Raw genomic sequence first — 25,075 nt, forward strand, 5'->3', positions numbered from 1 at the left:
GGCCCATGTCCGAGAAACTGTCCGCCTGGGACGGCCGCGTGCGCCCGAGCACGTTCGAGGAGTACTCCAGGAAGTACGAGGAGTTCTTCGTGATGACCCGCCGGGACGGGATCATCGAGCTGCGGATGCACACCGACGGCGGGCCGTTCAGGCACAGCTGGGTCGGCCACAACGCCTGGCACCAGGCGTGGGCCGAGATCGGCAACGACCCGGAGAACGAGGTCCTGATCATCACCGGCACCGGAGACCGCTGGCACACCGGCGACCCGGCCGAGCTGTGGCACACCCCGTTCCCCGAGTGGAGCACCGACAGCCAGCTCAAGATGTACGGCGACATGCTCAAGCTGCTGGAGAACATCGTGTTCGGCGTCGACATCCCGACGATCGCCGCGGTCAACGGCCCGGGAACGCACTGCGAGTTCGCCACCGCCTGCGACATCACCCTGTGCGTGGAGGACGCCGACTTCTTCGACCCGCACTTCATGGGCGGCGGCGTGCCGGGCGACGGGATGGGGCTGACCCTGCAGCACACCATCGGCACCAAGCGCGCCTCGTACTACATGTACACCGGCGAGCCGATCGACGGGCCCACCGCGCTCCGGCTCGGACTGGTCAACGAGGTGCAGCCCCGCGAGAACCTGCTGCCCCGGGCCTGGGAGATCGCTGAGATGATGATGGCGCGGCCACGCGCCTCACGGCGGCTCACGCACGCGATCGCCGGACGGCCGTGGAAGCGCGCTCTCGTCGACGACCTCGGTTTCCATGCCGCCCACCAGCTCTGGGGCATGGCCATCGGGGAGGCAGGGCAGCTCGACAAGCTGCGGCAGATGGCCGGGCGATTCCGTGGCCCGCAGGAGGGCCCGACCAGCGAGGAGTAGTGGTGGCGAGACGACGGCCGACCGGCGACACCGGCCAGATGTCGCTGCGGGAACGCAAGAAGGCCAGAGCGCGGGCCTCGATCCAGCGCGAGGCGATGCGCCTGTTCACCGAGAACGGCTACGAGGCCACCACGATCGACGAGATCGCCGAGGCCGCCGAGGTCTCCCGGGCCACCTTCTTCCGCTACTTCCCCTCCAAGGCCGACGTCGTCCTGCATGACATCGCCGACCTCATGGTGATCGACGCCCTCCCGCAACGCCTCGACGAGACCGGCCTCATCGAGGCGTTGCGCGCGGCGATCACCACGCTCGCCGGCGACGCCACCCCGGAACAGCAGGCGCTCTACCGGGAGCGCGAGGAGTTGCTGCGCCGGGTGCCCGACCTGCGGGCGCGGGTGCCCGGCCACCTCGCCGCCGCGCTGCCCCTGCTGACCGAGACCCTCGCGCTGCGCCTCGGCCGCCCGGCCGGGGACGTCTTCGTGCTCACCGTGTCGGGCGCGGTCATCGGGGTCGCCATCGCCGCCTGGAACGCCGCCGCGAACGACCTGTCCGAAGGGTTCGTGCAACGCCACCGGCGGCTGCTGGACGAGGGGCTGGCCCGCCTCGGGACGCTCAGGGGATGAGCTTCTCCAGGGCCTTGGTGATGCGCTTCTCCGAGACCGGGGTCGGGGTGCCGAGGGTCTGGGCGAAGAAGCTCACCCGCAGCTCCTCGATCATCCAGCGGATCTCCCGTACCTCCGGATCGCCGCGCCGCGCCGGCGGCAGCCGCTCCAGCGCATCGAGGTAGTCGTCCTCGACCTTGTGCACCCGGTCCATCCACTCCACGTCCCGCCACGGCTCCTCGGGCAGCTTGGTGAGCCGCCGCTCGATGGCCCGGATGTAGCGGGACAGGTCGGCCAGGCGCCTGGAGCCGGTCGCGGTCACGAAGCCGGGATAGACGAGCTTGCCGAGCTGGTCGCGCACGTCCTCGGTGGAGGCGCTGGAGGGCAGGGCGTCCAGGCGGGTGCCGACCGCGTGCCAGCCGGTGAGGATCTGCTCCACCTTGTCCAGGACGGCGGCCGAGGTGTCGTACAGGTCGGCCCGTACGTGCTGGTAGAGCCGGTCGAAGCCGACCGGGTCCCAGGCGGGGCCGCCCACGTCGGCGATCAGCTTGTCGGCCGCCGCGGCCACCACGTCGTCGAACAGCGCCACCGCGCCGCCGTGCGGGCTGCGCGACAGGGCCAGCTTGGCCTGGTTGGACAGGCCGCCGAGCAGGGACTTGGCGGGGCTGGTCACGTTGAGCAGGGCCAGCCGGCGGGTGCCTGGCCACATGGACCTGCGCTGCTCCGCCTGCGTCTCGAAGATCTTGATGGAGACCGAGTCGCGGTCGTCGACGAGGGCGGGGTAGCCCTTCAGCCGCCCCTGCTCGAACACCTTGGGCAGGGTGCCGAAGCTCCACGTGGTCAGCCCGGACCGCTCAAGGTCGTCGCCCGCCGCCGACAGCGTCCTGCGCAGCTTGGGCGCCAGCCGCTTCTTCAGCGCGGTCAGGTCCTTGTCCTCGGCGATGGTCCGCTTGCGCTCGTCCACCACCCGGTAGGTGACCCGCAAGTGGTCGGGGAGCTGGTCGAACTGCCAGGCGTCGCGCGGCACCCGGACGCCGGTCAGCCGCAGCAGCTCCCGCTCGACCGCCTCCAGCAGCGGCTCGCCGCCCGGCTTGACGGCGGCGAGCACCTGCTTGGCGTAGTTGGGCGCGGGCACGAAGTTGCGCCGGACGTGCTTGGGCAGCGACCTGATCAGCGCGGTCACCAGTTCCTCGCGCAGGCCGGGGATCTGCCAGTCGAAGCCGTCGGCGCTGACCTGGTTGAGCACCTGCAGCGGCACATGCACGGTGACGCCGTCGGCCTCCGTGCCGGGCTCGAACTGGTAGGTCAGCTTCATCCGCTGGCCGAGCTGCTGCCAGGTGCTCGGATAGTCCCGGGCGCTGACGTCGGCGCCCTCGTTGACCAGCATCTCCGGCGAGAACGTCAGCAGGTCGGGCCGCTCGTGCCTGGCCTTCTTCCACCAGCCGTCGAAGTGCCTGGCCGACACCACGTCGGCGGGCACCCGCTCGTCGTAGAAGTCGTACAGGGCCTCGTCGTCGACCATGATGTCGCGCCGCCGGGCCCGGTTCTCCAGTTCCTCGACCTCTTCGAGGAGCTTGCGGTTCTCCTGCAGGAACTTGTGGTGGGTGGTCCAGTCGCCCTCGACCAGGGCGTGCCTGATGAACAGCTCGCGGGACAGCTCCGGGTCGATGCGCCCGTAGTTGACCTTGCGGCCGACCACCAGCGGCACGCCGTACAGCGTGACCTTCTCCAGCGCGACCACCGCGCCCTGGTTCTTCTCCCAGTGCGGCTCGGAGTAGGTGCGCTTGAGCAGGTGCTGGGCCAGCGGCTCGACCCAGTCGGGTTCGATCTTGGCGTTGACCCTGGCCCACAGCCTGGAGGTCTCGACCAGCTCGGCGGACATCACCCAGGCGGGCTGCTTCTTGGCCAGCGCCGAGCCGGGGAAGATGGCGAAGCGGGCGTTACGGGCGCCGATGTACTCCTGGATGGGGCGGCGGCCGTCGCCGGTGTTCTTCTTCTCCACCACGTCCTTGACACCGATGTGCGACAGCATCCCGGCCAGCAGGGACACATGCACGCGGTACGGCTCGGCGGGCTCGCTGTTGGGCTGCGCCCCCATCGCCTGGCGGAGCTGGCTGAAGATGTCCTGCCACTCGCGCACCCGCAGGTAATTGAGGAACTCGGACTTGCACAGCCGCCGGAACGCGCTGGAGGACAGCTCCTGCTGTTTCTCCCGGAGGTAGTTCCACAGGTTCAGGTAGGAGATGAAGTCCGACTCCTTGTCGGCGAACCTGCGGTGCTTCTCGTCGGCGGCCTGCTGCTTGTCCGAGGGCCGCTCGCGCGGGTCCTGGATGGACAGCGCGGCGGCGATCACCATGACCTCGCGCAGGCAGCCGTTGTGGTCGGCCTCCAGCACCATCCGGGCCAGGCGCGGGTCGACCGGCAGCGTGGCCAGCTTGCGGCCGACGCCGGTCAGCTTGCCCTCCTGGTCGAAGGCGCCGAGCTCCTGCAGCAGGTTGACGCCGTCGCGCACCTGGCGCTGGTCTGGCGGCTCGACGAACGGGAAGGCGCTGATGTCGCCGAGCCCGATCGTGGTCATCTGCAGGATGACGGAGGCCAGGTTGGTGCGCAGGATCTCCGGGTCGGTGAACTCGGGCCTGCCGAGGAAGTCCTCCTCCTCGTACAGCCTGACGCAGATGCCGTCGGAGGTACGGCCGGAGCGCCCCTTGCGCTGGTTGGCGCTGGCCTGCGAGATCGCCTCGATGGGCAGGCGCTGCACCTTGGTGCGGTGGCTGTAGCGGGAGATGCGGGCGAAGCCGGGGTCCACGACGTACTTGATGCCGGGCACGGTCAGCGACGTCTCGGCGACGTTGGTGGCCAGCACGATGCGCCGGCCGGTGTGCCGCTGGAAGACGCGGTGCTGCTCAGGGGCCGACAGCCGGGCGTAGAGCGGCAGGATCTCGGTGTTGCGGAACTCGGCCTTGCCGAGCGCGTCGGCGGCGTCGCGGATCTCCCGCTCGCCGGACAGGAACACCAGGATGTCGCCGGGCCCTTCGAGCACCAGCTCCTTGCAGGCTTCGACGATGCCCTGCGTCTGGTCGTCGTCCTCGTCGAGCGGCCGGTAGCGAACCTCCACCGGGTACGTCCGGCCGGACACCTCGACGATCGGCGCGTCGCCGAAGTGGCGGGAGAAGCGCTCGGGGTCGATGGTCGCGGAGGTGATGATCACCTTGAGGTCGGGGCGTTTGGGCAGGAGCTGCTTGACGTACCCGAGGATGAAGTCGATGTTGAGGCTGCGCTCGTGCGCCTCGTCGATGATCAGCGTGTCGTACTGGTCCAGCAGCCGGTCGTTCTGCAGCTCGGCCAGCAGGATGCCGTCGGTCATCAGCTTGACCAGCGTGGAGTCACCCGACTGGTCGGTGAAGCGGACCTTGTAGCCGACGACCTCGCCGAGCTGGGTGCCGAGTTCCTCGGCCACGCGTTCGGCGACCGTGCGGGCGGCGATCCGGCGCGGCTGGGTGTGCCCGATCAGGCCGCGTACGCCCCGGCCGAGCTCCAGGCAGATCTTCGGGATCTGGGTGGTCTTGCCGGAGCCGGTCTCGCCCGCGATGATCACGACCTGGTGGTCGCGGATCGCCGCCAGGATGTCGTCCCTGCGCTGGGAGACGGGCAGTTGCTCGGGGTAGGTGATCTCGGGGACGATCTCGCGGCGCCGGACCACCCGCTGTTCGGCGCGCTCGATGTCGGCGAGGATCTCGGCGGCGATCTTGGCCTGGGCGTCACGGCCGCGCACCCGGCGCGCCCCGTCGAGCCGGCGGCCCAGCCTCCGCTGGTCGCGGGGCATGAGCTCGGGCAGGCGGGACTGCAGGGCGGCGAGTGATGAAGGCAAGGAGGACGTTCCCATACTGCTATCAGGATATGTAGGCGGCACAGGACAGGCGCCAACGGCTTATCGTGCCTGACCGCCCTCCCTGACCGCACCCCATTATCCCGCCGGAACGACACACCTCGCGTGCCGACCGTGGTCAGCGGGCGCGGACGGCGCTACCGGGTCCGGGCCACGGTGGCCGCGCCGATGATGCCCGCGTCGTTGAGCAGGGCGGCGGGGATCACGGGGGTGTCGATGTGGATGTACGGCAGGAACTTGGCGGACTTCTTGCTGATGCCGCCGCCGATGATGATGAGCGAGGGGGACAGCAGCATTTCGACGTGCTTGAGGTACTCCTCCAGCCGTTGGGACCACTTCTCCCAGTTCAGGCCCTTCTCCTCGCGGGCCCGTTCGGAGGCGCGCTGCTCGGCGTCCTTGCCGCGGAGTTCCAGGTGGCCGAACTCGGTGTTGGGGACGAGCGCGCCGTCGAGGAACAGGGCGCTGCCGATGCCGGTGCCGAGCGTGAGCATGAGCACCACGCCCTTCCTGTCCCGGCCCTCGCCGAACGTCATCTCGGCGAGGCCCGCCGCGTCGGCGTCGTTGACGACGCGGGCGCCGCCGAACAATTCGGCCGCGTCGACGCCGATCCACGCCTGGTGCATGTTGGCCGCCGTCCTGACGACCCCGTCCACGACGACGCCGGGAAAGGTGATGCCGACGGGCCCGCTCCACTTGAAGTGCTCGACGATCTGCGCCACCACGTCCGCGACGGGGGCGGGTTTGGCGGGCTGCGGGGTGAGCAGGCGCAGGCGCTCCTGGACGAGCTTGCCGGCCTTGACGTCGACCGGCGCCCCCTTGGTCCCCGTTCCCCCGATATCGATGCCCAAGACGTCCATGTCTGCGATCTGCCCGCTATCAAGTAAAGAAACCTGCCACAGAGCGCCCGCGTATCTCGCGTCAGGCGAGCAGGTGGGCCAGGTCGGCGGGGGCGCTGTAGTGGACGCCGGTCATGCCGAGGGCCCTGGCCGCCTCCACGTTCTCCAGGCGGTCGTCGATGAACACGCACCGCCCAGGCACCGCCCCCGCCCGCTCGGCGGCGATCTCGTAGATACGCGGGTCGGGCTTGGCCGCCCCCACTCTGGCGCTGCTGACCACGTCGTCGGCGAAGTGCGTGAGCCCGAGGCGGTCCAGGTCGTCCTCCAGCGCGGTGGTGGCGTTGGTGACGAGCACCACGGGCACCTTCTCCTGGAGCCTGCCGAGGATGGCCATGACCTCCTCGTCGACGCGCTGCGGCGCGGACTGGAACGCCTCCACCAGCAGGCGCCCGCGCTCCTCGCCCACCATCGCGGCCAGCGGGACGGCCACGGACGCCATCCACTCCTCCTGGGAGATCCGGCCGAGCGTGGCGGGAACCACGTACTCGGGGGCGAGGGCGAGCTTCAGCACGGTGCCCTCGGGCAGGCCGTACTCCCGTTCGAGCGCCTCGTGACCGCCCTGCCCGTGGTGCCGCAGCACTCCATCGAAATCGCACAGAACCGCGTCGAATCTGATCACAGCCGACAGGCTAGTTCCAGAAGCCGAGCCTGTGCTCGGCCGCGTAGTCGATCGGTTTGATCGAACCGGGCGCGAGCGACTGGGTGCCCTCGGCGACCTGCGGCCAGGCGGGCAGGCCGGGGCCGTTGGGCGACCCGGTGCGGGCGAAGTTCGTCCAGTACGCGGTCATCTGGCCGGCCAGCTCCCGCTGGGCGGGCGTGAGGCGGGCCGCCTTCTCGGGGAACAGGTACGGCAGGTCGCCCGCGTGGTAGGCGCCCCAGTCGAAGTCGGCCTCCAGCGGCAGGAACATGGGCGCCCGCCGGTCGGCGAACTCGTAGCCGTAGACGGGGGCGTGCTCGGCCAGCAGGGTGTTCTGCTCGTGGGTGCCGCGCGCCCACATGCGGTCGGTGAGCACGGCGGCCCACGCCTGGCTGGGCGACCTGTGGGCGGCGTACTGGCGCTTCACCCGGGGCGCGTCCTTGCCGAAGGCCTCGCGGAGCAGCGTGCCGTACTGGCGTTCGGTGAGCGGTTTGCCTGCCGCGTCGTAGTTCATCCCGACGAAGATGCGGTGCTCGTCGCGGGTGGCGCCCGCCAGGACCGGCATCCGGTGGAAGCGGCCCGCCCTGATCGCCTCGGGCGGGGAGTCGGGCAGCACGTCGTTGCCGTAGGCGTACACCTGGAAGACGTTCATGATCTGCGGGATGGCGAGGATGCGCTGCACCGGGAGGGCGCGCAGGCAGGCCAGGTCGGCGCAGCCGAGCTGCCTGGCGTAGGTCCGGCCGAGGGCCGTCACCTCCTCGGTGGAGCGCCAGGCGAAGGACGGGTAGGCGGGCAGGCTGGGGAACAGACTGCCGGCCACCATGTCCATCATGGTCTCGCCGCTCTGCATGGCCACCCGCTGGAACAGGCCCTTGGCGCCGGGGGAGGTGAGCTGGCCGCCGAGCGCCAGCGCCCCGTAGGAGACGCCGAAAGCGGTCACGTTCGACGGGTCGCCGCCGAAGGCCGCCGCGTTGCGCCTGACCCAGCGCAGCGCCTCCTGCTGGTCCTGCAGGCCGTAGGTGCCGGAGTTCGCCAGGCCGGGGTAGCCGAAGCCGCTGAACACGCCCAGCCGGTAGTTGATCGTGACCACCACGACGCCGCGGGAGGCGAGCGCGCGGGCGTCGGAGAAGTGGCCGGCGCCCAGCGCGCCGTCGCCGTGGATCCACACCATCACCGGCAGCTTCCCGGCCACGGCCCTGGGCGTGGTGACGTTGAGGTACAGGCAGTCCTCGGTCGTGCTGACGGTCTTGGCGTAGGGGGAGCCGACCTGCGGGCACATGTGGCCCGGCTTGGTGGCGTCTTTGGTGCCGCTCCACGCCCGCACCGGTCGTGGTGCGGCCCAGCGTCCAGCGGTGGCGTAGCGGATGCCCTGGAACAGGCGGTGCTCGGTGGTGACGGCGCCCCGTACGGCTCCGGTGTCGGTCCGCACGACCGCCGGGTCCCGGGCCGGCGGGGCGGCGGCGCAGCCGGAGAGCAGCACGGCCGTCGCGAGGAGGATTCTCATGCCGTCCACGGTGTCGAATCCCCGGCCAGGTCAGAAGGTTCGTCGATCCTGGATCGCCCAGGACAAATGTCACGGGCCTGCGGGCGTCCGCGACGCTCGGCACTACCATCTCCGAGACGGGATCCAGATCGGAACGGAAGACATGAACGATCACCAGCTGCCGGCGAGCCTCCGCCAGCTGTTCGCCGACGGCGGCCGGGGCCGTACGCTCTCCGTCGGGCTGCCGGAAGGCGACATCGTGTGGCCCGATCCCGGATACACGCGGCGGCCCGAGGCGAAGCGGCCGGCCTTCTGGATGAGCGACGAGCCGGTGAGCGGCGCCGAGTGGGCCGCCCTGCGGGCCCAGCACCACCGCTCGGGGCTGTGGCCGGTGCTGCTCGACGAGTCGGCGCAGCCGTGGTCCACCGGGCAGGTGATGCCGGACGAGGTCGCGCTGGTCGACGGCTTCACCGCGGCGGGGTTCATGGCCGAGGTCTGGGCGGAGTGGGTGGCGCAGATGCCGCCCGACTCGCTGGCGGAGATCGAGCCGTTCGGGGCGCTCTGCCCCGGGCTGGCCGAGCCGGGCGAGCTGCGGGCCGGTCCCGGCGAGGTGGCCGACTGGTACGCGGGCGAGCTGGCCGCCCGCGCCATGCCGATGGGCCTGGCCGCGGCCAACCGGAGCGCCGACGCGCTGGCGGTCATGGGCTGGCAGGGCGCGCTGCACCACAACGAGTGGATGGTCCCGCTGGCGGCGGTGGTGCGCAGCTGGGAGGACCGGTTCGGCGCCCGCGTGGTCGGCATGGGCTTCAACACCCTCGACCTCAGCGTGGCCGCGCCGCCGGTCGGCCGCGACCACGCGGTGCACGTGGCCGCCGAACACTGGACGTTCTGCCCCGACAACATCGTCCAGGGCCCCGGCGACCTGTACGGCTACGCCGAGCAGATCCGGGGCCGCCACCACTGGTCCTTCTGGTGGGACTAGCCGGGACTTTTACCAGGCCGCCGGGGGCGCGGACGTTGACTCGCGATCATCGCGTGCGAAAGATCGGGGTTCACCGGTCATTCCGCCATGAAGGGTTTCAGCCGTGCTGAAGATCACGGCTGGGCCGGCGACTCCAGGCGTTCGCACGAGAGGGCTCACGAAATCATGGCCGATTACAACGTCGACGTCCAGCTGACGGACGCGGCCGATGCCAAGTCCGTCCAGTTCATCAACATGACCATCGGGTCGGCGCCGCCCGGCGCCAAGCAGTTGCGGGGCGAATGGCGCGGGGCGTCGGTGTTCGTGCCGTCCGCCCAGGGGGAGTTCGACTGGGACGGCCGCCCGGGGCAGAACGTCGCGTTCGTCTTCGACGGGCCGTCGGCCGGGGCGCGACTGGTCGTCGGTCTCAACGACTTCGCCACCTCGCAGGGCGGCCTCCCGCAGCGGGGCGCCACGGGCGGCGGTACCGTGCTCGACCCGGCCAACCCCGCGTTCCTGGGGACCATCCGGTGGAGCATCATCTGAGACCGGGGGCCCGGCCGGACGGGTCCGGCCGGGCCTCGGACCGTTAGTAGAAGGCGTTCTCGGGTTCGGGCAGTTCGATCTCCGGCGGGCCGACCCACATCGACCTGCTCGTGGCCATGTCGTTAGCGGTCAGCGGGGCGGACAGGACGAGCGGGATGACGATCTTGCTCTTGGCCAGGTCGACGGTGACGTTGGCGCCGGTGGCCGCCTCACCGCTGTAGGTGGAGTCGGTGCCCGCCAGGACCAGGGCCATCCGGTGGCCCTTCTTGAAGACGTAGTCCTGCGGCAGCGTGTCCCACTTCACCCGGCCGTAGGTGCCCGCGGGCAGCGGCTCGGGGGTGCTGAGCGAGTCGCGGTTCTGCACATCGATCCAGCCGCGGGCGACGATCTCCATCGGGCGGGTGGCCACGTTCGTGACGACCTTCCGGTAGCAGGCGTCGTCGGCGGCCGTGCTCTCGCCGTGGCAGCTCTCCTCGGTGAGCGTGGTGATGCCCTGGCCGCGCCGCCAGTCGACGCGGGTGTCGTCGCCGAAGTCGACGAGCAGCGCCGTCAGGTTCGAGGTGGGCTTGTCGAGGGCGACGCGCAGATCCACGGCGGGCGTGCCGGACAGCCGCAGGTCGAGCGGGAGCGGCCCGGTCGTGTACGCCAGGCGGCCGGGCTTCGGGACGCCCACGTCGGCCACCATCGCCGTCTCCGACTGCCGGACGTCGGTGAAGGTCGCCGTGCTGCCGCGGCCGGCGGGCACCAGGCCGAGCGAGCCGTCGGCGGCCGGGCGCATCGGCACCTTCAGGGCGTGCGGGGCCGGCCAGTCCCGCTGGGTGATCCAGCGGTCGGGGCCGATCTGCACGTCGGCGCGCGGCTCGCGCATGATGCCGTTCTGCACGCCGTACAGCCAGTGGTCGAACCAGCGGTGCAGGGTGTCCACCCACAGGTCGCGCCGGCCCTCGAAGTCGAACGGGTCGACGTGCTGGTACTGCCCGACCCACACCTTGCGCGGCACGCCGCGGTCGGCGAGCGCCTGCCACCAGCGCGACCAGGTGTCGGGCTTGACGTTGAGGTCGTTGACGGTGTGGACGGCGAAGACGGCCGCCTTCACCTTGGAGACCCTGGCCAGCGAGCCCGCCACGTAGTCGCGCTCGGCCCAGAAGGCGTTGTAGTCGCCGGTGTCGTCGCCGTCCTCGGCGTCCTGCCGCGCCCGCACCGCCGCGCACTTGGGCTCGGGGTCGGTGTCGACGTAGTTGGCCAGCCAGGAGGAGTAGTCGTAGTTGTAGACGACGCCGTTGGAGCGCTGGTACTGGTACCACGAGCTGATCGCGGAGATCGGCACGATCGTCTTCAGCCCGTCCACGCCGGTGGCGGCGACGCCGTTGGCGAGCGAGCCGTCATAGGACTTGCCGATCATCGCGGCCTTGCCGGTGGTCCAGGTCGCCGCGACGCGGTTGCCGTCGGGGCCGAAGGCCCTGGCCCGGCCGTTCAGCCAGTCGATGACCGCCTTGCCGCCGAGCACGTCGGCCCGGCCGCCGGTGTCGGGGCAGCCGTCGGACTTGGTGGTGCCCACCATGTCCACGTGCAGCACGCCGTAGCCGCGCGGGACGAAGAAGTTGTCGTAGTAGAGCGGGAACCTCTCCACATTGCCCGCGGCGTCGTAGACCTTGCGCTCGGCTTCGTTTCCTCTGCCGGAGTTGTCGTAGTAGGGGCTCTCATCGATGATCACCGGGACCTTGAATCCCGGCCCCGACTCCTTGGGCCTGATGATGTCCACGCGAACCCGGTCAAGGCTGCCGTCGGCGTCGCTGTCCACACTCGACTCGACGTAGACGTGCTCGCGGACGGCGTCGGCGTAGGAGAAGACCGGCTGGGTACGGCCCTGCTCGATCTTGACGCCCGGCGGGGCCGCCGCCATGGCGGGGGTGGCGCCCGTCGCGACGACGGCTAAGGCGATGAAGGCTGCTCGTAACTTTGGCACCGCATGTCCTCCAGAAAATCAGGGGAAACATGCGCAATATCCATGATTGATCGTGCAATGACAAGGTAGTTCCGCCCTATGGTGCGAATCATGACATTCCGTGGCTGTCTGCTCGGTGGCGCTATCGGTGACGCCCTGGGCGCGCCGATCGAGTTCCAGTCGATGCGGGAGATCCGCATGCACCACGGTCCCACCGGCGTGGAGGGGTACATCCACGACTGGCGCGGCCGGCTGGGCCTGATCACCGACGACACGCAGATGACGCTGTTCACCGTCGAGGGCCTGCTCCACGGCCTCGACCCCGAGCCGGTACGGCAGGCCTACCTGCGCTGGCTCGACACCCAGGAGCACACCGCTCCCCCGCCCGCCGACCTGCCGCACCGCACCGGCACCCTGCGGCACGAGAGCTGGCTCTACTCCAGGCGGGCGCCCGGCAACACCTGCCTGTCGGGGCTGCGCAGGGACTTCCCCGGCCCGGCCGCCGGCGGGCAGCCCGGCCCGGTCAACCCCGGCTCCAAGGGGTGTGGGACGGTGATGCGGTCGGCGCCGTTCGGGCTGGCCGTGGCCGATCCGAAGGCGGCCTTCGACCTGGCCGCCGCGTGCGCGCAGATCACCCACGGGCACCCGACCGGGTACCTGGCGGCGGGGGCCTTCGCCGCGATCATCCGGTACCTGGCCGACGGGGATCCGGTCGCGGTCGCCGTCCAGCAGGCTCGCGAACTGCTGGCCACCTACCAGGGGCACGAGGAGACCGCCGAGGCGCTGCGGCGGGCCGTGGAGCTGGCCGGGCCGGGCGGCCCCGCCCCCACCCCCGAGCTCATCGAGTCGATGGGCGGCGCGTGGGTAGCCGAGGAGGCGCTGGCCATCGGCGTGTACTGCGCGCTGGCCGAGCCGTCGTTCGAGGCGGCGCTGCTGCTGGCGGTCAACCACTCCGGCGACAGCGACTCGACGGGGGCGGTGTGCGGCAACATCCTCGGCCTGGTGCACGGCGAGGCGGGGCTGCCGCGGACGTGGGTGCGCGAGCTGGAGGGCCGGGAGACCATCATCCGGCTGGCCGACGAGCTGGCGCGGTACGCGTGAAGTCGGACAGGCGGTACCAGGCCGCGTAGTCGCCGTACACGATCAGGTTGTCCTGGTAGCTGTGGCGGGCCGGGTCGTAGTGGCCGCCGCAGGTCACCAGCCTGATCGCCGGGCCGCCCGTGGTGCCGAAGACCTTGCGCACCGGGAAGGCGTCCTTGCCGACCTCCTGGACGGCGGTGGTTCTGAACACCACGACCCTGCCGTCCTCGCGCACCACCGCGACCGTGTCGCCCTTCTTCAGCTTGCTGAGGCTGGCGAACACCGCCGGGCCGGTCCTGGTGTCCAGGTGGCCGACGAGGACGGCCGCGCCCGGCTCGCCCGGCGTGGGCCCCCGCCGGTCCCAGCCGGCCAGGTTGGCGTCGGACAGCGGCGGCGCGGACAGCTTGCCGCCCGCGCCGCCGTCGATCTCGACGACGGGGGCGTTCACGCCCGCGCGCGGGATCACCACGCCGAGCGGGTCGGCCTCGCCCGGTTCGCCGGACTGCGGGTCAGGCCAACCGTTGTCCTTGACCTGGGCGGGCACCACCACGCCCGGCTTGACCGCGTACTCCGCCCTCGCTCCGGATACCGCCTTGCAGCCGGTGAGCGCGACGACCGGCAGGAGCAGGACGGCCGCCAGCGCACGACGCCGCTCAGCCACGCATCCGCGCCCGGCGCCTGGCCACCACCAGCGCGGCGCCCGCGAGCACCGCGCCCCCGCCCACCAGCCAGCCGACCTGGCCACCGGCGCTCTGCGCGGGCTCCTCCCGCTGGACGGCCTGCTTCCGGTTCGCGGTCAGGGCGAGGCCGCCGCCGCCGGTGTCGGGGCCGAAACCGTCGACAACCATGAAGAATCCGACCGAGCGCCTGCCACCATCGCCGAACCCGCCGTCAGCGAACCCGCCGTCAGCGAACCCGCCGTCGCCGCACCCGTCATCGCCATCCCGGCACCCGAACCCGCCGTGACCGCATCCATTGCTGCCGCCCCGGCACCCGTCACCGCACCCGTCACCGCCACCTCGGCACCCGTCACCGCACCCGTCGCCGCCGCCCCGGCATCCGTTGCCGCCGTCGCAGCAGTCGTCGTAGTCCTCGCAGCTCACTTCCACGACGTAGCGGCCGGGGTCGGCGTACGGTGCCACCTCGGCCTCGTCGCTGACCCAGAAGCCCTCGCCCTCCTCCTCCAGTTCGACGTCCGTGTCGAAGCCGTCCGACTCGGCGAAGGCCGATCCCGCGCCCTCGCAGCCGAAGGCCTCCACGATCAGGGGGTCGCCCGGCTCGGCCCTGTAGGGGGAGATGCTGACGTCGTCGCCCCGGCTCGCCGAGGCCGAGCCCGCCGTACAGGCCAGCACAAGACCGGCCATCCCCACCGCCACGCCCATCCGCGCCCGAAACGCCATCGTCCCCCCCAGGAAAGGATCTACCTCTGGCGGCTTCCTACCCGTTCCCGCCATCGACGCCCGCCCACCAAGGGCAAAGTCCTCACCAGGGGCTTTGATGACCAGTTTTGTTGGGTTTTCCTCCGCACCTTGGTTGGGACAGGGCGCAGTCAAGAACCACCGGCGACCTCAAGTGATTTTTCGTGATCTGGCCGACCTGTCCCGGATATGCATCGTGCCGGGAATACCCCTGGGTGGTATCTGGTTCATGCGATCATGACCCGTTTTGAGGCTCTCACCCCCGACACCGCCACGGGGGCCGCGAAGGACATGCTCGCCGACATCGTGGAACGGCACGGCTCGGCGAGCAGGATGCTCAGCACGATGGCGCACTCGCCCGCCGTGCTCGGCGGATACCTCGGCCTGAACAAGGCGATGAAGCGCGCCAAGCTCGACCGCCGCGTCAGCGAACGGATCTCGCTGGCCGTCCAGGAGGTCCAGGGGTGCGCGCTCTGCCTCGGGGCGCACGAGCGGTCCGCCAGGTCCCTCGGGGTGAGCGAGGAGGAGATCGCGCTGGCCAGGAAGGGCACATCGGCGGACCCGGCCGTCGCCGCGATGGTGGAGTTCGGGCTGCGGGTGTACACCTCGCCCGCGACCATCACCAGCGAGCAGGTGGCCGCGCTGCGGCGGCACGGGTACGGCGACCGCGAGATCGCCGACGTGGTCGGAGTCGTCGCGATCAACATCATGACCGGCGCCTTCAACCTCGTCGCGGGCCTGGAGCCGGACCAGCACGACTCCTGACGCGTGGGCGCCCGGCCGACGGCCGGGCGCCCGCCTCACATCCCCACGTAGTTCTCCGCCAAGGTGGTGGCCGCCGCCTCGGAGGAGGTCACGTAGTCCAGGTGGGAGGTCTGCAGCCGCGTGCCGTACGCGTCGTCGGACTCGAAGGTGTGCAGCAGCGTCGTCATCCACCACGAGAAGTGCTGGGCCCGCCACACCCGGCGCAGGCAGGCGTCCGAGTAGCCGTCCAGCAGCCCGGTCTCTCCTTCGCCGAAGAACGCGGCCAGGGCCTCGGTCAGCACCCGCACGTCCGAGACGGCCAGGTTCATTCCCTTCGCCCCGGTGGGCGGGACGATGTGCGCGGCGTCCCCCGCCAGGAACAACCGGCCGTACCGCATGGGCTCCACCACGAAGCTCCGCATGGGCGTCACCGACTTCTCCAGGATCTCCCCGGTGGCCAGCGTGAACCCGGGCACGGTCTCCAGGCGGGTCTTCAGCTCGGCCCAGACGCGCTCGTCCGGCCAGGACTCCAGCGGTTCGCCCGCGGGAACCTGCAGGTAGAAGCGGCTGATCTCGGGCGATCGCATGCTGTGCAGCGCGAACCCGCGTTCCGTGCGGGCGTAGATGAGCTCCGAGGCCGACGGTTTGACCTGGGCGAGGACGCCGAGCCAGGCGAAGGGGTAGTCGCGCGAGAACTCGGTGAGCGCCCCGGCGGGGACGGACGGCCGGGACACCCCGTGAAAGCCGTCGCAGCCCGCGATGACGTCGCAGTCCAGCCGCCCGCCCTCGAAGGTGATGGACGGGGAGGCGGTGTCGAGGCCGTGCAACGCCACGTCCCGCACCTCGAACCTGACGTCCCCGCCGACGGCGAGCCTGGCCGCGATCAGGTCCTTGACCACCTCCTGCTGGCCGTACACGGTGACGGAGCGGCCGGGCACGAGCCGGTCGAAGGCGATGCGGTGGCCCGCGCCGCCGTACCTGAGCTCGATGCCCTGGTGCACGAGCCCCTCGCGGAGCAGCCGGTCGCCGACGCCGGACGCGACGAGGGTGTCGACGGTGCCCTGCTCCAGGACTCCGGCTCTGACGCGGCGCTCGACGTGTTCGCGGGAGCGCAGCTCCAGCACGACCGACTCGATGCCGCGCAGGTGCAGCAGATGGGACAGCAGCAGTCCCGCGGGCCCCGCCCCGATGATCCCGACCTGAGTACGCATGGGGCGAGCATCCGGGCAGACGCGACACAAGGTGTAGCCTGTGCTTCCGCTCAGCGGAAGAGGTGAGGCGAATGTCCGGCGGCGCCCGCGAGCCGGGTCGCACGGTGACCTCCCGCGTCCTGGCCATCCTCGGCGCCTTCGACGCCGACCATCCGCGGCTGACGCTGACCGAGATCGCGCGGCGCAGCGGCGTGGCGCTGAGCACGGCGCACCGGCTGGTGGCCGAGCTGGAGGAGTGGCACGCGCTCAGCCGTACCGCCGACGGCCGGTTCCACGTCGGCCTGCGGCTGTGGGAGCTCGGCCAGCTCGCGCCCGGCCTGCTGCACGAGGTCGCGCATCCGTGGCTGCAGGAGCTGTTCACCGCCACGGGCGAGCACGTCCACCTGGCCGTCCGCGACGGCCTCGAGGTCTTGTACGTCGACCGGGTGTACGGCAGGCGCGCGGTGCCCATCGTCGCCCGCGCGGGCGGCCGGCTCCCCATGCATCCCACCGGGGTGGGCAAGGCGCTGCTGGCGTTCGAGGCGGACTGGTTCGTGGCCTCGTACCTGGCGCGCACCCTGGAGCGGCCCACCGCGCACACGATCACCGAGCCCGGCCGCCTGGCCCGCGAGCTGCGGCACGTGCGCGAGCGCGGCTACGCGGTGACGCACGAGGAGATGACGCTCGGCTCCTGCTCGGCGGCGGCGCCCGTCCTGGTGGGCCGCCGGCCGGTGGCTGCGGTGGGCATCGTCGTGTCCTCGCGCCGGGCCCGCGAGCTGCCCAAGCTGGTCGACCCGCTGCTGGCCGTCACCGGCCGGATCGCGCACACCTATCAGTCGACGCTGGCCCGCACGGCCCCCGACCGCTGAAGGGCCTCCGCGGCCCGCTCCTCCACCGCGACGGCACGGGCCGCGAGCGACGCCAGCTCGTCCAGTCCGTCCAGCGGATCACCGCGCACGACGTCCTCGGCCATCGAGTCGGCCGCGGCGGCCATCGCCGACCAGCACCCGCCCGCCTCCCGGTACAGTCCGGCGGCCTCAGCGAGGCCCGGCGACACCAGAGGCGCCGCCTCGTCGAGGAATCCGGCGTACAGCGGCCGCATCGCCCCCGGCGCCCCGTACTCCTCCTCCAGGCACAGGCGCAGCCGCGTCAACGCCGAGACCAGCTTCTCCGGCGTCGCGAACCTGGCCCGCCACCCCTTCCTCGGATCGCCGAGCTGCGCGGCCAGCTTGCGCATGCCCGACAGCCCGAAGTTGACGTCGAAGGCGTGCCCGAGCACCGGCCCGGTGAGGTGCCGGTAGGTGGTGGTGACGGCGTCCCGGATCGCCGCGGGCAGGTCGAGGTCGTCCGGCCGCCCGGTCACGGCGATCAGCCGATGCCGCCCCTTGCGATGCCCGCCCCAGGCCGCCATCAGCACCTCCAGCGCCACCTGCTCCGGCCGCGGGCCCTCGTCGTCGACGAGGACGAGCTCCCCCCTCGACCCCGGTCACCGCGATCTCGTAGGCGTCCCCGAACGGCATGCCCTCATGCCACGGCAGCCGGAACCGGTCGACCAGGCACAGCGCCGCCCGCCCGCCCGGCGACCTCCCGCAGGTTCCGCTCGGCCACCCGCGCGCTCCCGGTCCGCCTGATCTCGTACGGCACACCGGCCCGCTCCAGCGCGGCGGGAACGAACGGCTCAGGATGATGCTGCGCGACGACGGTCATCGTGGGGAACTTGCCGTAGTCGAAGACCGCATACTTGACATCCTCCCCACGAACAAACCCAGGGGATTCCAGCCCTCACGGGTCGGATCTTCCTGCTTCACGGGCGACTGCCCACGCACACCCGAAGGCGGGCGACCGGTCTCACGTGGCCTCCACAGGCTTCACATCCCGCCAGCCCGGCGGTAGGTCCGAACAGGCCAGCCTGGTTGTCACCAGCCCATCCGAACACACGAACGATACCAAGGAAGTGGCCACCGTGACGCGGAACAGAAATGGTCACCGCACCGCTCGGGCCTTGACGGCCCTCCCGCGCTCCCGATTCCTCCCCAGGGCCGAAGCCCGGGGTCTCCTCGGGAGTCACCGATGAACCCGATCCCCCCACCCAGCCCGGCGACCATCGCGGTGACCGGGGCCGCCTTCGCCTACCGCATCAGCCGCACCGCGGAGGTGCCGAGACCGGTGGGCAGGAACGAGAACGCGGCGCTGCGGGTGCGCCGCAGCTCGGCGTCGGTGTAGCGGGCGCACTTGGCGTGCCACTCCAGGATGCCCGACATCCAGTCCTTGAGGTCCTCGGCGTGGCGGAGGAGCAGGTCGCGGGTCGCCTGCTCCAGGTCGGACGCGTCCAGCATCGCGGGCAGGTCGTGGTCGGCGAGATGCTCGAACTGCCGCATCCGCTCGGCCATCAGGTCGGCCACCACGTCGCGGGCCCGCATCCGGTCGATGCCGAGGAAGTTCTCCACGACGAGGACCAGGTTGTGCACCTCGCCCTCGTACTCGATCTCCTTCTGGTAGGAGAACAGGTCGTTGGTGAAGCAGGCGTAGTCCTGGGCGGCGGTGTCGAGTTCGCGCAGCACGCGGGTCTGGTAGATCTCCTCGGGCACCTCGTCGGAATGCGCGAGCCTGGCCAGCGCCATCGTCATGTCCGAGCCGAACGTCTTGCGCCGCATCTCGATGTAGTCGACCGGGTCGGGGATGCGGTTCTGCGCCTGGTTGTTCAGCTCCCAGAGCCAGCTCGAGGTCATGTCCTCGACGGTGGCGCGGAACTGCCGCCTGGCCTCCGGCGACATCGGCCCCGCCGTACGCTGCCACAGGTCGGCCAGCCCCCGCTCGATCTGGTTGACCGGCACGGGGACGGGCTCGCCGTCCAGCGGCATGAACGCGGGCAACCGGTCGTTGCAGAGCTTGGCCGCCGCCAGGCCGCGGGTGGTCCCGAACACGGCCGGGAAGTAGTCGTCGGCGTAGGTGCCCCAGGCCAGCCAGTCGGAGGAGAGGTTGAGCTGGTCCCGCTCGGCGTCGGCGTGGATCATCGCCGCGCAGTGCGCGAAGTCGAAGCCCTTGAAGCGCCGCTCGTCCCACAGCGCGCCCGTCTGCAGGCCCGGCACCACGTCGAAGAAGCCCATCCGCCCTGCCCAGTCCAGCCCCCAGCGGCGCGAGGCGTCGAGGTGGGGGCTGGTCCGGTAGGCGTAGGGCATGTACAGGTCGGGGATCGGCAGGTGCCCGACCGGGGCGAACAGTGTGTTCGAGTGCCGCCTGGCCCTGGCCTCCACGCCCTGGCGCAGCGACGACAGCACCTGCCTGACACCCTCGGTGCCCAGGCCCGTCGGCCCGGCGAACGGGTCGGCGACCGCGCCCTCGTTCATGTACCTGCTGGAGCGGGCGTGCCACTCCTGGCCGCCCGACTGCCAGTCCTGCAGGCCCTTGACGTAGGCGGCGACCGCCGCCGCCTCCTGCGGCCCGGCGGCGTACTCGGCCAGCAGCGCCGGCACCTCGACCAGCGCGGTGTCCTCGAACTGCTGCATCCGGGAGGTGAGCACCTCGTTGACGAGCTCGGCCGCCTCCTGCGTCGAGCAGTCGAAGAAGTGCTCGAAGACCAGCACGGCGTTGGAGTTCTCGCCCTCCTCGCGGACCTCGCGCTGGTAGGAGAACAGGTCGTTGCGCAGGTGCACGGCGTCGGAGAAGGTGTCCGACAGCACCCGCATGGGCCTGGTGGCGGCGATCGCGTCGGGGATCTCCGCGCCCGCGGCGTACTCCACCAGGTTGGCCGACCAGGGGGCGCCGCCGACCCGGCGGCGCATCTGGATGTACTCGATGGGGTTGGCGATCCGCCCCCTGTCGATGTTGTCCAGCTCCCACATCGACTCGACCATCAGGTTGTGCGTGCTGGTGATGAAGCGCCGCCGCCAGTCCTGCGACATCGACGGCACGGTGCGCTCCCACAGGTCCTTCAGCCCCGCCTCGGCCGGGTTGGTCACCTCCGGCGGCTCCTGGCCGTCGTAGGTCATGAACAACTCCAGCCGGTCCAGGTACGCCTGGGCGCCCGCGAGGTCGCGGGAGTACTTGAACTGCTCCAGGAAGTCGTCGTCGAAGAAGAACACCCACACATACCAGTCGGTGATCAGGTCGAGGGTGGGGCCGTCGCAGTCGGGATGGGTGTAGGCGCACATGAGCGCGTAGTCCATCCTGGCCAGCGCCTCCTCGTCCCAGACCAGGCCACCGGCGGGAGTGGGCGTGTCGAGCATGCCCATCCGCTTGGCCCAGTCCATGCTGTGGGCGCGGGTGCTCTCCAGGTGGGGGTTGAGCCGGGCGGGATACGTCAGGTAGAACTCGGGCAGCGTGAAAGCCTGCATGGGGGTGCCTACTCTCGTGGACCGACTCCGTCACTATAAGTGATGACTCTGGCACCTGGAGTAGGGGGACGCAATCCCTCCGAGACCGCTTCGCGAGCGCCCCTGCGCCGAGCCCCCTCACCCGCCAGGCAGAGACTGGGGGAACCGGAACACCCCGTCCGGGTCGTAGGCGGTCTTGGTGCGGCTGAGTCTGGGCAGGTTGGCGCCGTAGTAGGCGCGCCCCCAGTCCGGCAGGGACGTGCTGGGCCGCTACAGCACACCACCCGAAGGTGGAGCCGGGTACCCGCTTCGGACGGCTTCTCCATGATGCGCCCGGGGTGTCCAGTAGGCCGTTGGGCGGTGCGCGGCTCTCGTGGAGTTCGCGATCTGGTGTCCGGAATCGCACAGGTCCCGTCTCGCACCGCAGGCCGGAACACCTCCGAACATGCGAAAGCCCTCAAAGCCTGAGGCGTTCGAGGGCCTGGCGACTATCAATCCATTTGGTACAGCCTGGTCAGCGTTTCGGTCAGGTCGACACGCGGCGATTCGGTCGCAAGCTCGCGAAGCTGGTCAGCGAATGCGAGCGCCTGCTCGCGGGACAGACGCGGCTCGATGCCCGTGTAGAACACCAGGATGTCGCCCCAAAGGCGAGCGCACGGCAGAGAACGGGACTGGAGGGGAGATCACCATGATGGAAATGAGTCTCCCCTACCCGACCGACACTTTCGCTACCGATTCAGGCCCGGCGCGACCTCACATCGTCGCGCCCCGCATGCCGCACTCCCCACGCCGGTAGGTCTTCACCGGCTCGCCCTCACCTTCGTCAGCTCGCTGTACGCCTTCCGCTACGCAAGGCGAACGGTTCGACGAGGCGGCCAAGGCGTTCTTCTGCTGCATGACCAGGGACGTCGCACAGGCTTCTGATACATGACCAGGGACGTCGCGCAGGGGGGCAGGCCGTTCGAGCCGCACACCTTCGGGACGAAGTCCGACCTTCGCAGCTCCGGGCGCATCGCGTTGCCTCTCGTCTCCCCGCGCGGCGACGACGTCGCCTGGTTGGCGAAGTGGCTGCACCTCCACCTCTCCAGCCTGCTGCGGGCCAAGTCGTCCTCCGCTGAGGAGACGACCTACATCGGGCTGGAGGCTCCCACTGACCTCCCGGAGAGGGCTCGGGTCTACCCGCTTGCCACCCTGCACGAGCTCATTCCGGCCTGATACCGTGGGCGGCGCAAGGCCATGGGAGGGCTTCCTTCTCACACCTCACGGAACCGGTCAGCCCGTATGGGCGCCGGTAGGATCTAGCTCTCCCGCTTTCCTTGCACTCAGGCAGATGAGGCCATTCGCGGGCTTCCTTCTATCCTGGTCCAGGTAGGCCCATATGGGCCTGCCGGAGTTCCCGAGCCTTCCTCAGGCCAAGTTGCGGGCCTTGTAGATCTCATACGACCGTATCCGAGAGAAGCCCGGCCGTCAGAATGGCGAAGGCGATCACCGTGGCCCAGCCCCCGGGGTCGCTTGGAGCATGGATGCACAAGGGTGTTCCTTACGGCGCAACACGTAGGCGCGGATGGCGGGCTCGTCGAAGTCGAGGAGACTCACAACTCGGGCACGGCTGGCGCCTCGCCGTACAGGCGTAGGGTCGCCACCATCTCACCTGCCGGGTCCTGCCAAGCCTGAACTCTCGGGTCGTCGTAGTAGAGGCTCGGGTCGCGGCTTTCGTTCGACGACGCCACGTGCTTCTGGAACAGGTCGTTCAGGTCGTCGATTCGGCGCCACTGCTCGTCCGCCAGATCGTGGACCTGGAACACCTCGGGCTGGTCGGCCGGCCATGAGTCCGACAGGACGGCCGCGAACCAGAAACGGCGGCCCCGCCACTGCAATGCTCCGGAGAGCGGGCCGTCGTAGTAGTCCCAGACGAACAGGACTTCGACCTCCTCACGCGTGAGCTGAGGCAGGTCCGGGTGATGTTCCAGCCTCATGGGCGACTCCTCCTTGAAGTGGTGGTCACGCAGGACCGGCGCGTGAACGTCCAAGAGGCTGCGAACGGCGGCGCGAGAGAGTGGTCACGGCGGGTCTCCTGGGGGGAGCAGCTTCCGAAAGCCGGTGCGGTCGTCCAACGGCGTACCAACGTGTCAGTACCGCCGTCAGCCACTCCCTGCTGCAGGTGTCGTCGATCTCCGTGCGGACCTCCAGACACAAATCAGTGCACCGGCCGAGATTATCCTCACCCGAACCTGAGAACTCCATCCACGTGATCGCATTCATAGCCGTTCCCGAGGGAGCGGCGGTACGCGAAGGAGTTCAACCATGCCCAAATACCTCATTCAGGCGAACTATTCCACGAACGGCATCAAGGGGGTGCTACGAGACGGAGGCACCTCACGACGCCAGGCCGTGCAGCGCATGACCGAGAGCGTCGGCGGCCGGGTCGAGCAGATGTACTTCGCGTTCGGCGACAGCGACGTCTACGTCATCGTCGACATGCCGAACAACGTGGCCTCGGCCGCTGTGGGCCTCACCGTGTCGGCAGCCGGAGGAGCACGAACCAAGACGGTTGTCCTGCTGACTCCGGAGGAGGTCGACGAGGCCGCGCGACAGGAGGTGGACTACCGAGCCCCCGGTACATGACAGCACCTCAGCGAGAGTCATGGTCGCGCCCAGCCTCACGCGATACCGGAGGGCGTGCGGAATCGGACTGGCGCACGCAGGACGCGCAGAACCTGCGTTCGGTCGAGCACCGGTGCGCCTCGATCACGGCGGCGACCTCCATAGCGTGGGCTCTCGTCGTACCTGGACGGCGAGGATGGGAGCGACAACCTCAAGTGCCACGACGCGGCCGGCCGGCACCCGGACGCGAAGGGACACTCTGCTCATCCCGTCCTCGCCGATCTGGCGGAGGCCTTATGGCCGGCACAGGTGCGCCGTTCGTAGCCTGCGGCGGTGCCAGGTGAGGGACTTGTGGCGTCGGAGGAGCGGCTGGGGTATGAGCTGCCGGACATTGTTGGCACGTACTCCCACATCTCGCCCGCGATGGTGAAGCAGATCGTTGACGGTCTCCAACGGTTGAGCGAGGACGCTTTCAAGGAGCGAGCGAAAATCGCGGGCGGGCGCTCTCCGATGCCGCTTCTAGATGAGCTTTCTGACGCTTCACAGGAATCTCATTTCCGAAGATCGTCCCAATCCCGTTTCCGAACACTGGGGTCTCTGCAGGTGGGCGGTACTGATATCGAACCAGTGAACGTTTTTCATCTCGATTCGCGGAGTTGGAGGACGAGGATGGCTTTGACGAGTTGCCCTGTCAGGAGTGGGCAGCAGCGGAGTTTGCGCAGGATGCGCCAGGTCTTCAACTGCGCGTTGGCGCGTTCACCGGGGCTGCGGAGCTTGGCGTGGGCGGAGTTGGCGCTCTTCTGTGAGGTTGGCTTGTCGCGGCCTTTGTAGGGCACGCGCACGTGCTCACCGGCGCCGACGTAGCCCTTGTCGGCCAGAGTGATCAGGCCTGCGGCCTTCAAGCGGCGCGGGATGCCCCAGATCCGGGCGGCCTTCAGGTCGTGTACGGAGCCTGGCAGGGAGCCGGAGGTCCACAGCGGGGTGCCATCGGGAGTGGCCAGGACCTGGATGTTCATGCCGTGCTGCTTGTGCTTGCCGGAGCAGAAGGGGCGATCGGCGGCCACCCGGTCGATCGGGATGAGGGTGCCGTCCAGCACCAGGTAGGGGTAGCCGGCGCGTTTGGCGGCCCGTAACGCCTGGTCCAGGCGGGGTGAACGGTGGGCGAGCAGGGCGATGGCCTCGCGGATGTAGCGCCAGGCGGTGGCCACCCCGATGCCGAAGCCTGCGGCGATCTCTGTCAGAGTCTCGCCTTTGCGCAGGTGGACGAGCACGAGCAGGGCCTGCTGTCCAGGGTTGAGGCGCCGCCATGGCGACTTGATCGTCTTGCGGTGGCGGCGGATGAGGCCGGCCACGTAGTTCAGCGTTGAACGCGACAAATCGACCGCAGCGCGATAGAACAGCACCCAGAGCTCCTGGTGGTGACGGTGATGGTTGTGGTGATCAACCCGTCTACCAGGAGCTCTGCTACGTCATGAGGGGAAAGCCAGACCCGCGATCATGCTGTGACCCAGCCATCCGCCGCCAGGGATGGAAAAGGCTCACTACGTCGCCCGACTCCTGCAGGAAGAACGCCGACTACGCGGCACTCCGAAAGACAGCCGGGCCCTGACCCCGTTCCGCCAGGCGGTCATGGTGCTTGGCTGGTTCCGCGGCGAGCGCGACATTCCCAAACTCGGCCGCGACCACCGCGTCTCCCGGGCCACCGCCTACCGCTACATCCACGAGGGCATCAAGGTCCTGGCAGCTCAAGCACCGGACCTGCCCGAAGCCCTCGACCGCGCACAAGCCGACGAACTCCCCTATGTGATCTTGGACGGCACGCTGGTCCCCATCGACCGATGCGCCGAGCAGACCCTCAGCGTCAAGGGCGAGCCCATCGACGTCTGGTACTC

At 70.1% G+C, this 25,075-nt stretch carries 24 protein-coding genes and 1 pseudogene; 10 read left to right on the forward strand and 15 right to left on the reverse strand.

Features of this window, described 5'->3' with window-relative positions; genetic code table 11:
• Positions 1–5: 5 nt before the first annotated feature.
• Positions 6–878 carry an enoyl-CoA hydratase/isomerase family protein gene (locus tag ABZ911_RS20195; RefSeq protein WP_358057528.1) on the forward strand — a complete coding sequence of 291 codons (873 nt, stop codon included), beginning with the start codon at positions 6–8 and terminating at the stop codon, positions 876–878.
• Positions 879–880: 2 nt separating this feature from the next.
• Positions 881–1,501, forward strand: coding sequence for a TetR family transcriptional regulator (locus ABZ911_RS20200; RefSeq protein WP_358057531.1), 621 nt, complete (start codon positions 881–883; stop codon positions 1,499–1,501).
• On the opposite strand, the gene hrpA is transcribed toward ABZ911_RS20200, so the two are convergent.
• From hrpA to ABZ911_RS20220, 4 genes are all read right to left on the reverse strand, one after another.
• On the reverse strand, positions 1,491–5,363 hold the full coding sequence (gene hrpA, locus ABZ911_RS20205) for an ATP-dependent RNA helicase HrpA (protein WP_358057534.1): 3,873 nt from the start codon (positions 5,361–5,363) through the stop codon (positions 1,491–1,493). The genes ABZ911_RS20200 and hrpA overlap by 11 nt on opposite strands.
• A 140-nt stretch (positions 5,364–5,503) precedes the next feature.
• Positions 5,504–6,223, reverse strand: a complete 720-nt coding sequence (gene ppgK, locus ABZ911_RS20210; RefSeq protein WP_358057537.1) for a polyphosphate--glucose phosphotransferase — start codon at positions 6,221–6,223, stop codon at positions 5,504–5,506.
• Positions 6,224–6,284: 61 nt separating this feature from the next.
• The gene (locus tag ABZ911_RS20215) at positions 6,285–6,881 is read right to left on the reverse strand and encodes an HAD-IA family hydrolase (protein ID WP_358057540.1); all 597 of its coding nucleotides are present in this window, start codon (positions 6,879–6,881) and stop codon (positions 6,285–6,287) included.
• A 10-nt stretch (positions 6,882–6,891) separates the two neighbouring features.
• Positions 6,892–8,403: a carboxylesterase family protein gene (locus ABZ911_RS20220; protein ID WP_358057543.1), complete on the reverse strand. Its 1,512-nt coding sequence runs from the start codon at positions 8,401–8,403 to the stop codon at positions 6,892–6,894.
• Positions 8,404–8,545: 142 nt separating this feature from the next.
• On the opposite strand from ABZ911_RS20220, the gene ABZ911_RS20225 reads away from it, so the two are divergent.
• The gene (locus ABZ911_RS20225) at positions 8,546–9,364 is read left to right on the forward strand and encodes a DUF4253 domain-containing protein (protein WP_358057546.1); all 819 of its coding nucleotides are present in this window, start codon (positions 8,546–8,548) and stop codon (positions 9,362–9,364) included.
• Positions 9,365–9,529: 165 nt separating this feature from the next.
• Positions 9,530–9,889: a hypothetical protein gene (locus tag ABZ911_RS20230; protein ID WP_358057549.1), complete on the forward strand. Its 360-nt coding sequence runs from the start codon at positions 9,530–9,532 to the stop codon at positions 9,887–9,889.
• 43 nt (positions 9,890–9,932) lie between these two features.
• Here ABZ911_RS20230 and ABZ911_RS20235 read toward each other — a convergent pair whose 3' ends face one another.
• Positions 9,933–11,855, reverse strand: coding sequence for a Xaa-Pro dipeptidyl-peptidase (locus tag ABZ911_RS20235; protein ID WP_358057552.1), 1,923 nt, complete (start codon positions 11,853–11,855; stop codon positions 9,933–9,935).
• A gap of 90 nt (positions 11,856–11,945) precedes the next feature.
• On the opposite strand from ABZ911_RS20235, the gene ABZ911_RS20240 reads away from it, so the two are divergent.
• Positions 11,946–12,935 carry an ADP-ribosylglycohydrolase family protein gene (locus ABZ911_RS20240; protein ID WP_358057555.1) on the forward strand — a complete coding sequence of 330 codons (990 nt, stop codon included), beginning with the start codon at positions 11,946–11,948 and terminating at the stop codon, positions 12,933–12,935.
• On the opposite strand, the gene ABZ911_RS20245 is transcribed toward ABZ911_RS20240, so the two are convergent.
• Together ABZ911_RS20245 and ABZ911_RS20250 are read right to left on the reverse strand one after the other, a co-directional pair.
• Positions 12,898–13,575: a class F sortase gene (locus ABZ911_RS20245; protein WP_358057558.1), complete on the reverse strand. Its 678-nt coding sequence runs from the start codon at positions 13,573–13,575 to the stop codon at positions 12,898–12,900. The two genes, ABZ911_RS20240 and ABZ911_RS20245, sit on opposite strands and share 38 nt — an antisense overlap.
• Positions 13,568–14,314, reverse strand: a complete 747-nt coding sequence (locus ABZ911_RS20250; RefSeq protein ID WP_358057561.1) for a hypothetical protein — start codon at positions 14,312–14,314, stop codon at positions 13,568–13,570. Before ABZ911_RS20250 ends, ABZ911_RS20245 begins: the two co-directional genes overlap by 8 nt.
• A 255-nt stretch (positions 14,315–14,569) precedes the next feature.
• On the opposite strand from ABZ911_RS20250, the gene ABZ911_RS20255 reads away from it, so the two are divergent.
• Positions 14,570–15,097 carry a carboxymuconolactone decarboxylase family protein gene (locus ABZ911_RS20255; protein ID WP_358057564.1) on the forward strand — a complete coding sequence of 176 codons (528 nt, stop codon included), beginning with the start codon at positions 14,570–14,572 and terminating at the stop codon, positions 15,095–15,097.
• A 35-nt stretch (positions 15,098–15,132) separates the two neighbouring features.
• Here the strand turns inward: ABZ911_RS20255 and ABZ911_RS20260 are convergent, their stop codons facing one another.
• Positions 15,133–16,287, reverse strand: coding sequence for a 4-hydroxybenzoate 3-monooxygenase (locus ABZ911_RS20260; protein WP_358057567.1), 1,155 nt, complete (start codon positions 16,285–16,287; stop codon positions 15,133–15,135).
• 71 nt (positions 16,288–16,358) lie between these two features.
• Here ABZ911_RS20260 and ABZ911_RS20265 point away from each other — a divergent pair, with 71 nt between their 5' ends.
• On the forward strand, positions 16,359–17,135 hold the full coding sequence (locus ABZ911_RS20265; protein WP_358057570.1) for an IclR family transcriptional regulator: 777 nt from the start codon (positions 16,359–16,361) through the stop codon (positions 17,133–17,135).
• Here the strand turns inward: ABZ911_RS20265 and ABZ911_RS20270 are convergent.
• From ABZ911_RS20270 to ABZ911_RS20290, 5 genes are all read right to left on the reverse strand, one after another.
• Positions 17,099–17,695, reverse strand: coding sequence for a DUF4872 domain-containing protein (locus ABZ911_RS20270; RefSeq protein ID WP_358057573.1), 597 nt, complete (start codon positions 17,693–17,695; stop codon positions 17,099–17,101). The two genes, ABZ911_RS20265 and ABZ911_RS20270, sit on opposite strands and share 37 nt — an antisense overlap.
• Positions 17,696–17,790: 95 nt before the next feature.
• Positions 17,791–17,973 carry a hypothetical protein gene (locus ABZ911_RS20275; RefSeq protein ID WP_358057576.1) on the reverse strand — a complete coding sequence of 61 codons (183 nt, stop codon included), beginning with the start codon at positions 17,971–17,973 and terminating at the stop codon, positions 17,791–17,793.
• Between the two features lie 422 nt (positions 17,974–18,395).
• A complete protein-coding gene (locus ABZ911_RS20280; RefSeq protein WP_358057579.1) occupies positions 18,396–20,600 on the reverse strand; it encodes a germacradienol/geosmin synthase in 2,205 nt (734 codons plus the stop codon).
• Between the two features lie 117 nt (positions 20,601–20,717).
• Positions 20,718–20,834: a BBE domain-containing protein gene (locus ABZ911_RS20285; RefSeq protein ID WP_358057611.1), complete on the reverse strand. Its 117-nt coding sequence runs from the start codon at positions 20,832–20,834 to the stop codon at positions 20,718–20,720.
• A gap of 236 nt (positions 20,835–21,070) precedes the next feature.
• Positions 21,071–21,208, reverse strand: a complete 138-nt coding sequence (locus ABZ911_RS20290; protein WP_358057582.1) for a hypothetical protein — start codon at positions 21,206–21,208, stop codon at positions 21,071–21,073.
• Between the two features lie 298 nt (positions 21,209–21,506).
• Here ABZ911_RS20290 and ABZ911_RS20295 point away from each other — a divergent pair, with 298 nt between their 5' ends.
• Positions 21,507–21,794 (forward strand): hypothetical protein, encoded by a 288-nt coding sequence (locus tag ABZ911_RS20295; protein WP_358057585.1) that lies wholly within the window; start codon positions 21,507–21,509, stop codon positions 21,792–21,794.
• A 377-nt stretch (positions 21,795–22,171) separates the two neighbouring features.
• On the opposite strand, the gene ABZ911_RS20300 is transcribed toward ABZ911_RS20295, so the two are convergent.
• On the reverse strand, positions 22,172–22,555 hold the full coding sequence (locus ABZ911_RS20300) for a hypothetical protein (protein WP_358057588.1): 384 nt from the start codon (positions 22,553–22,555) through the stop codon (positions 22,172–22,174).
• 328 nt (positions 22,556–22,883) lie between these two features.
• On the opposite strand from ABZ911_RS20300, the gene ABZ911_RS20305 reads away from it, so the two are divergent.
• Positions 22,884–23,204 (forward strand): GYD domain-containing protein, encoded by a 321-nt coding sequence (locus ABZ911_RS20305; protein ID WP_358057591.1) that lies wholly within the window; start codon positions 22,884–22,886, stop codon positions 23,202–23,204.
• Between the two features lie 617 nt (positions 23,205–23,821).
• Here ABZ911_RS20305 and ABZ911_RS20310 read toward each other — a convergent pair.
• On the reverse strand, positions 23,822–24,586 hold the full coding sequence (locus ABZ911_RS20310; RefSeq protein WP_358057594.1) for a transposase family protein: 765 nt from the start codon (positions 24,584–24,586) through the stop codon (positions 23,822–23,824).
• Positions 24,587–24,710: 124 nt separating this feature from the next.
• On the opposite strand from ABZ911_RS20310, the pseudogene ABZ911_RS20315 reads away from it, so the two are divergent.
• Positions 24,711–25,075 (forward strand): annotated as a pseudogene (locus ABZ911_RS20315) (IS5/IS1182 family transposase); the annotation flags it as partial.

The sequence above is a fragment of the Nonomuraea sp. NPDC046570 genome (assembly GCF_040645915.1).
Classification (GTDB): Bacteria; Actinomycetota; Actinomycetes; order Streptosporangiales; family Streptosporangiaceae; genus Nonomuraea.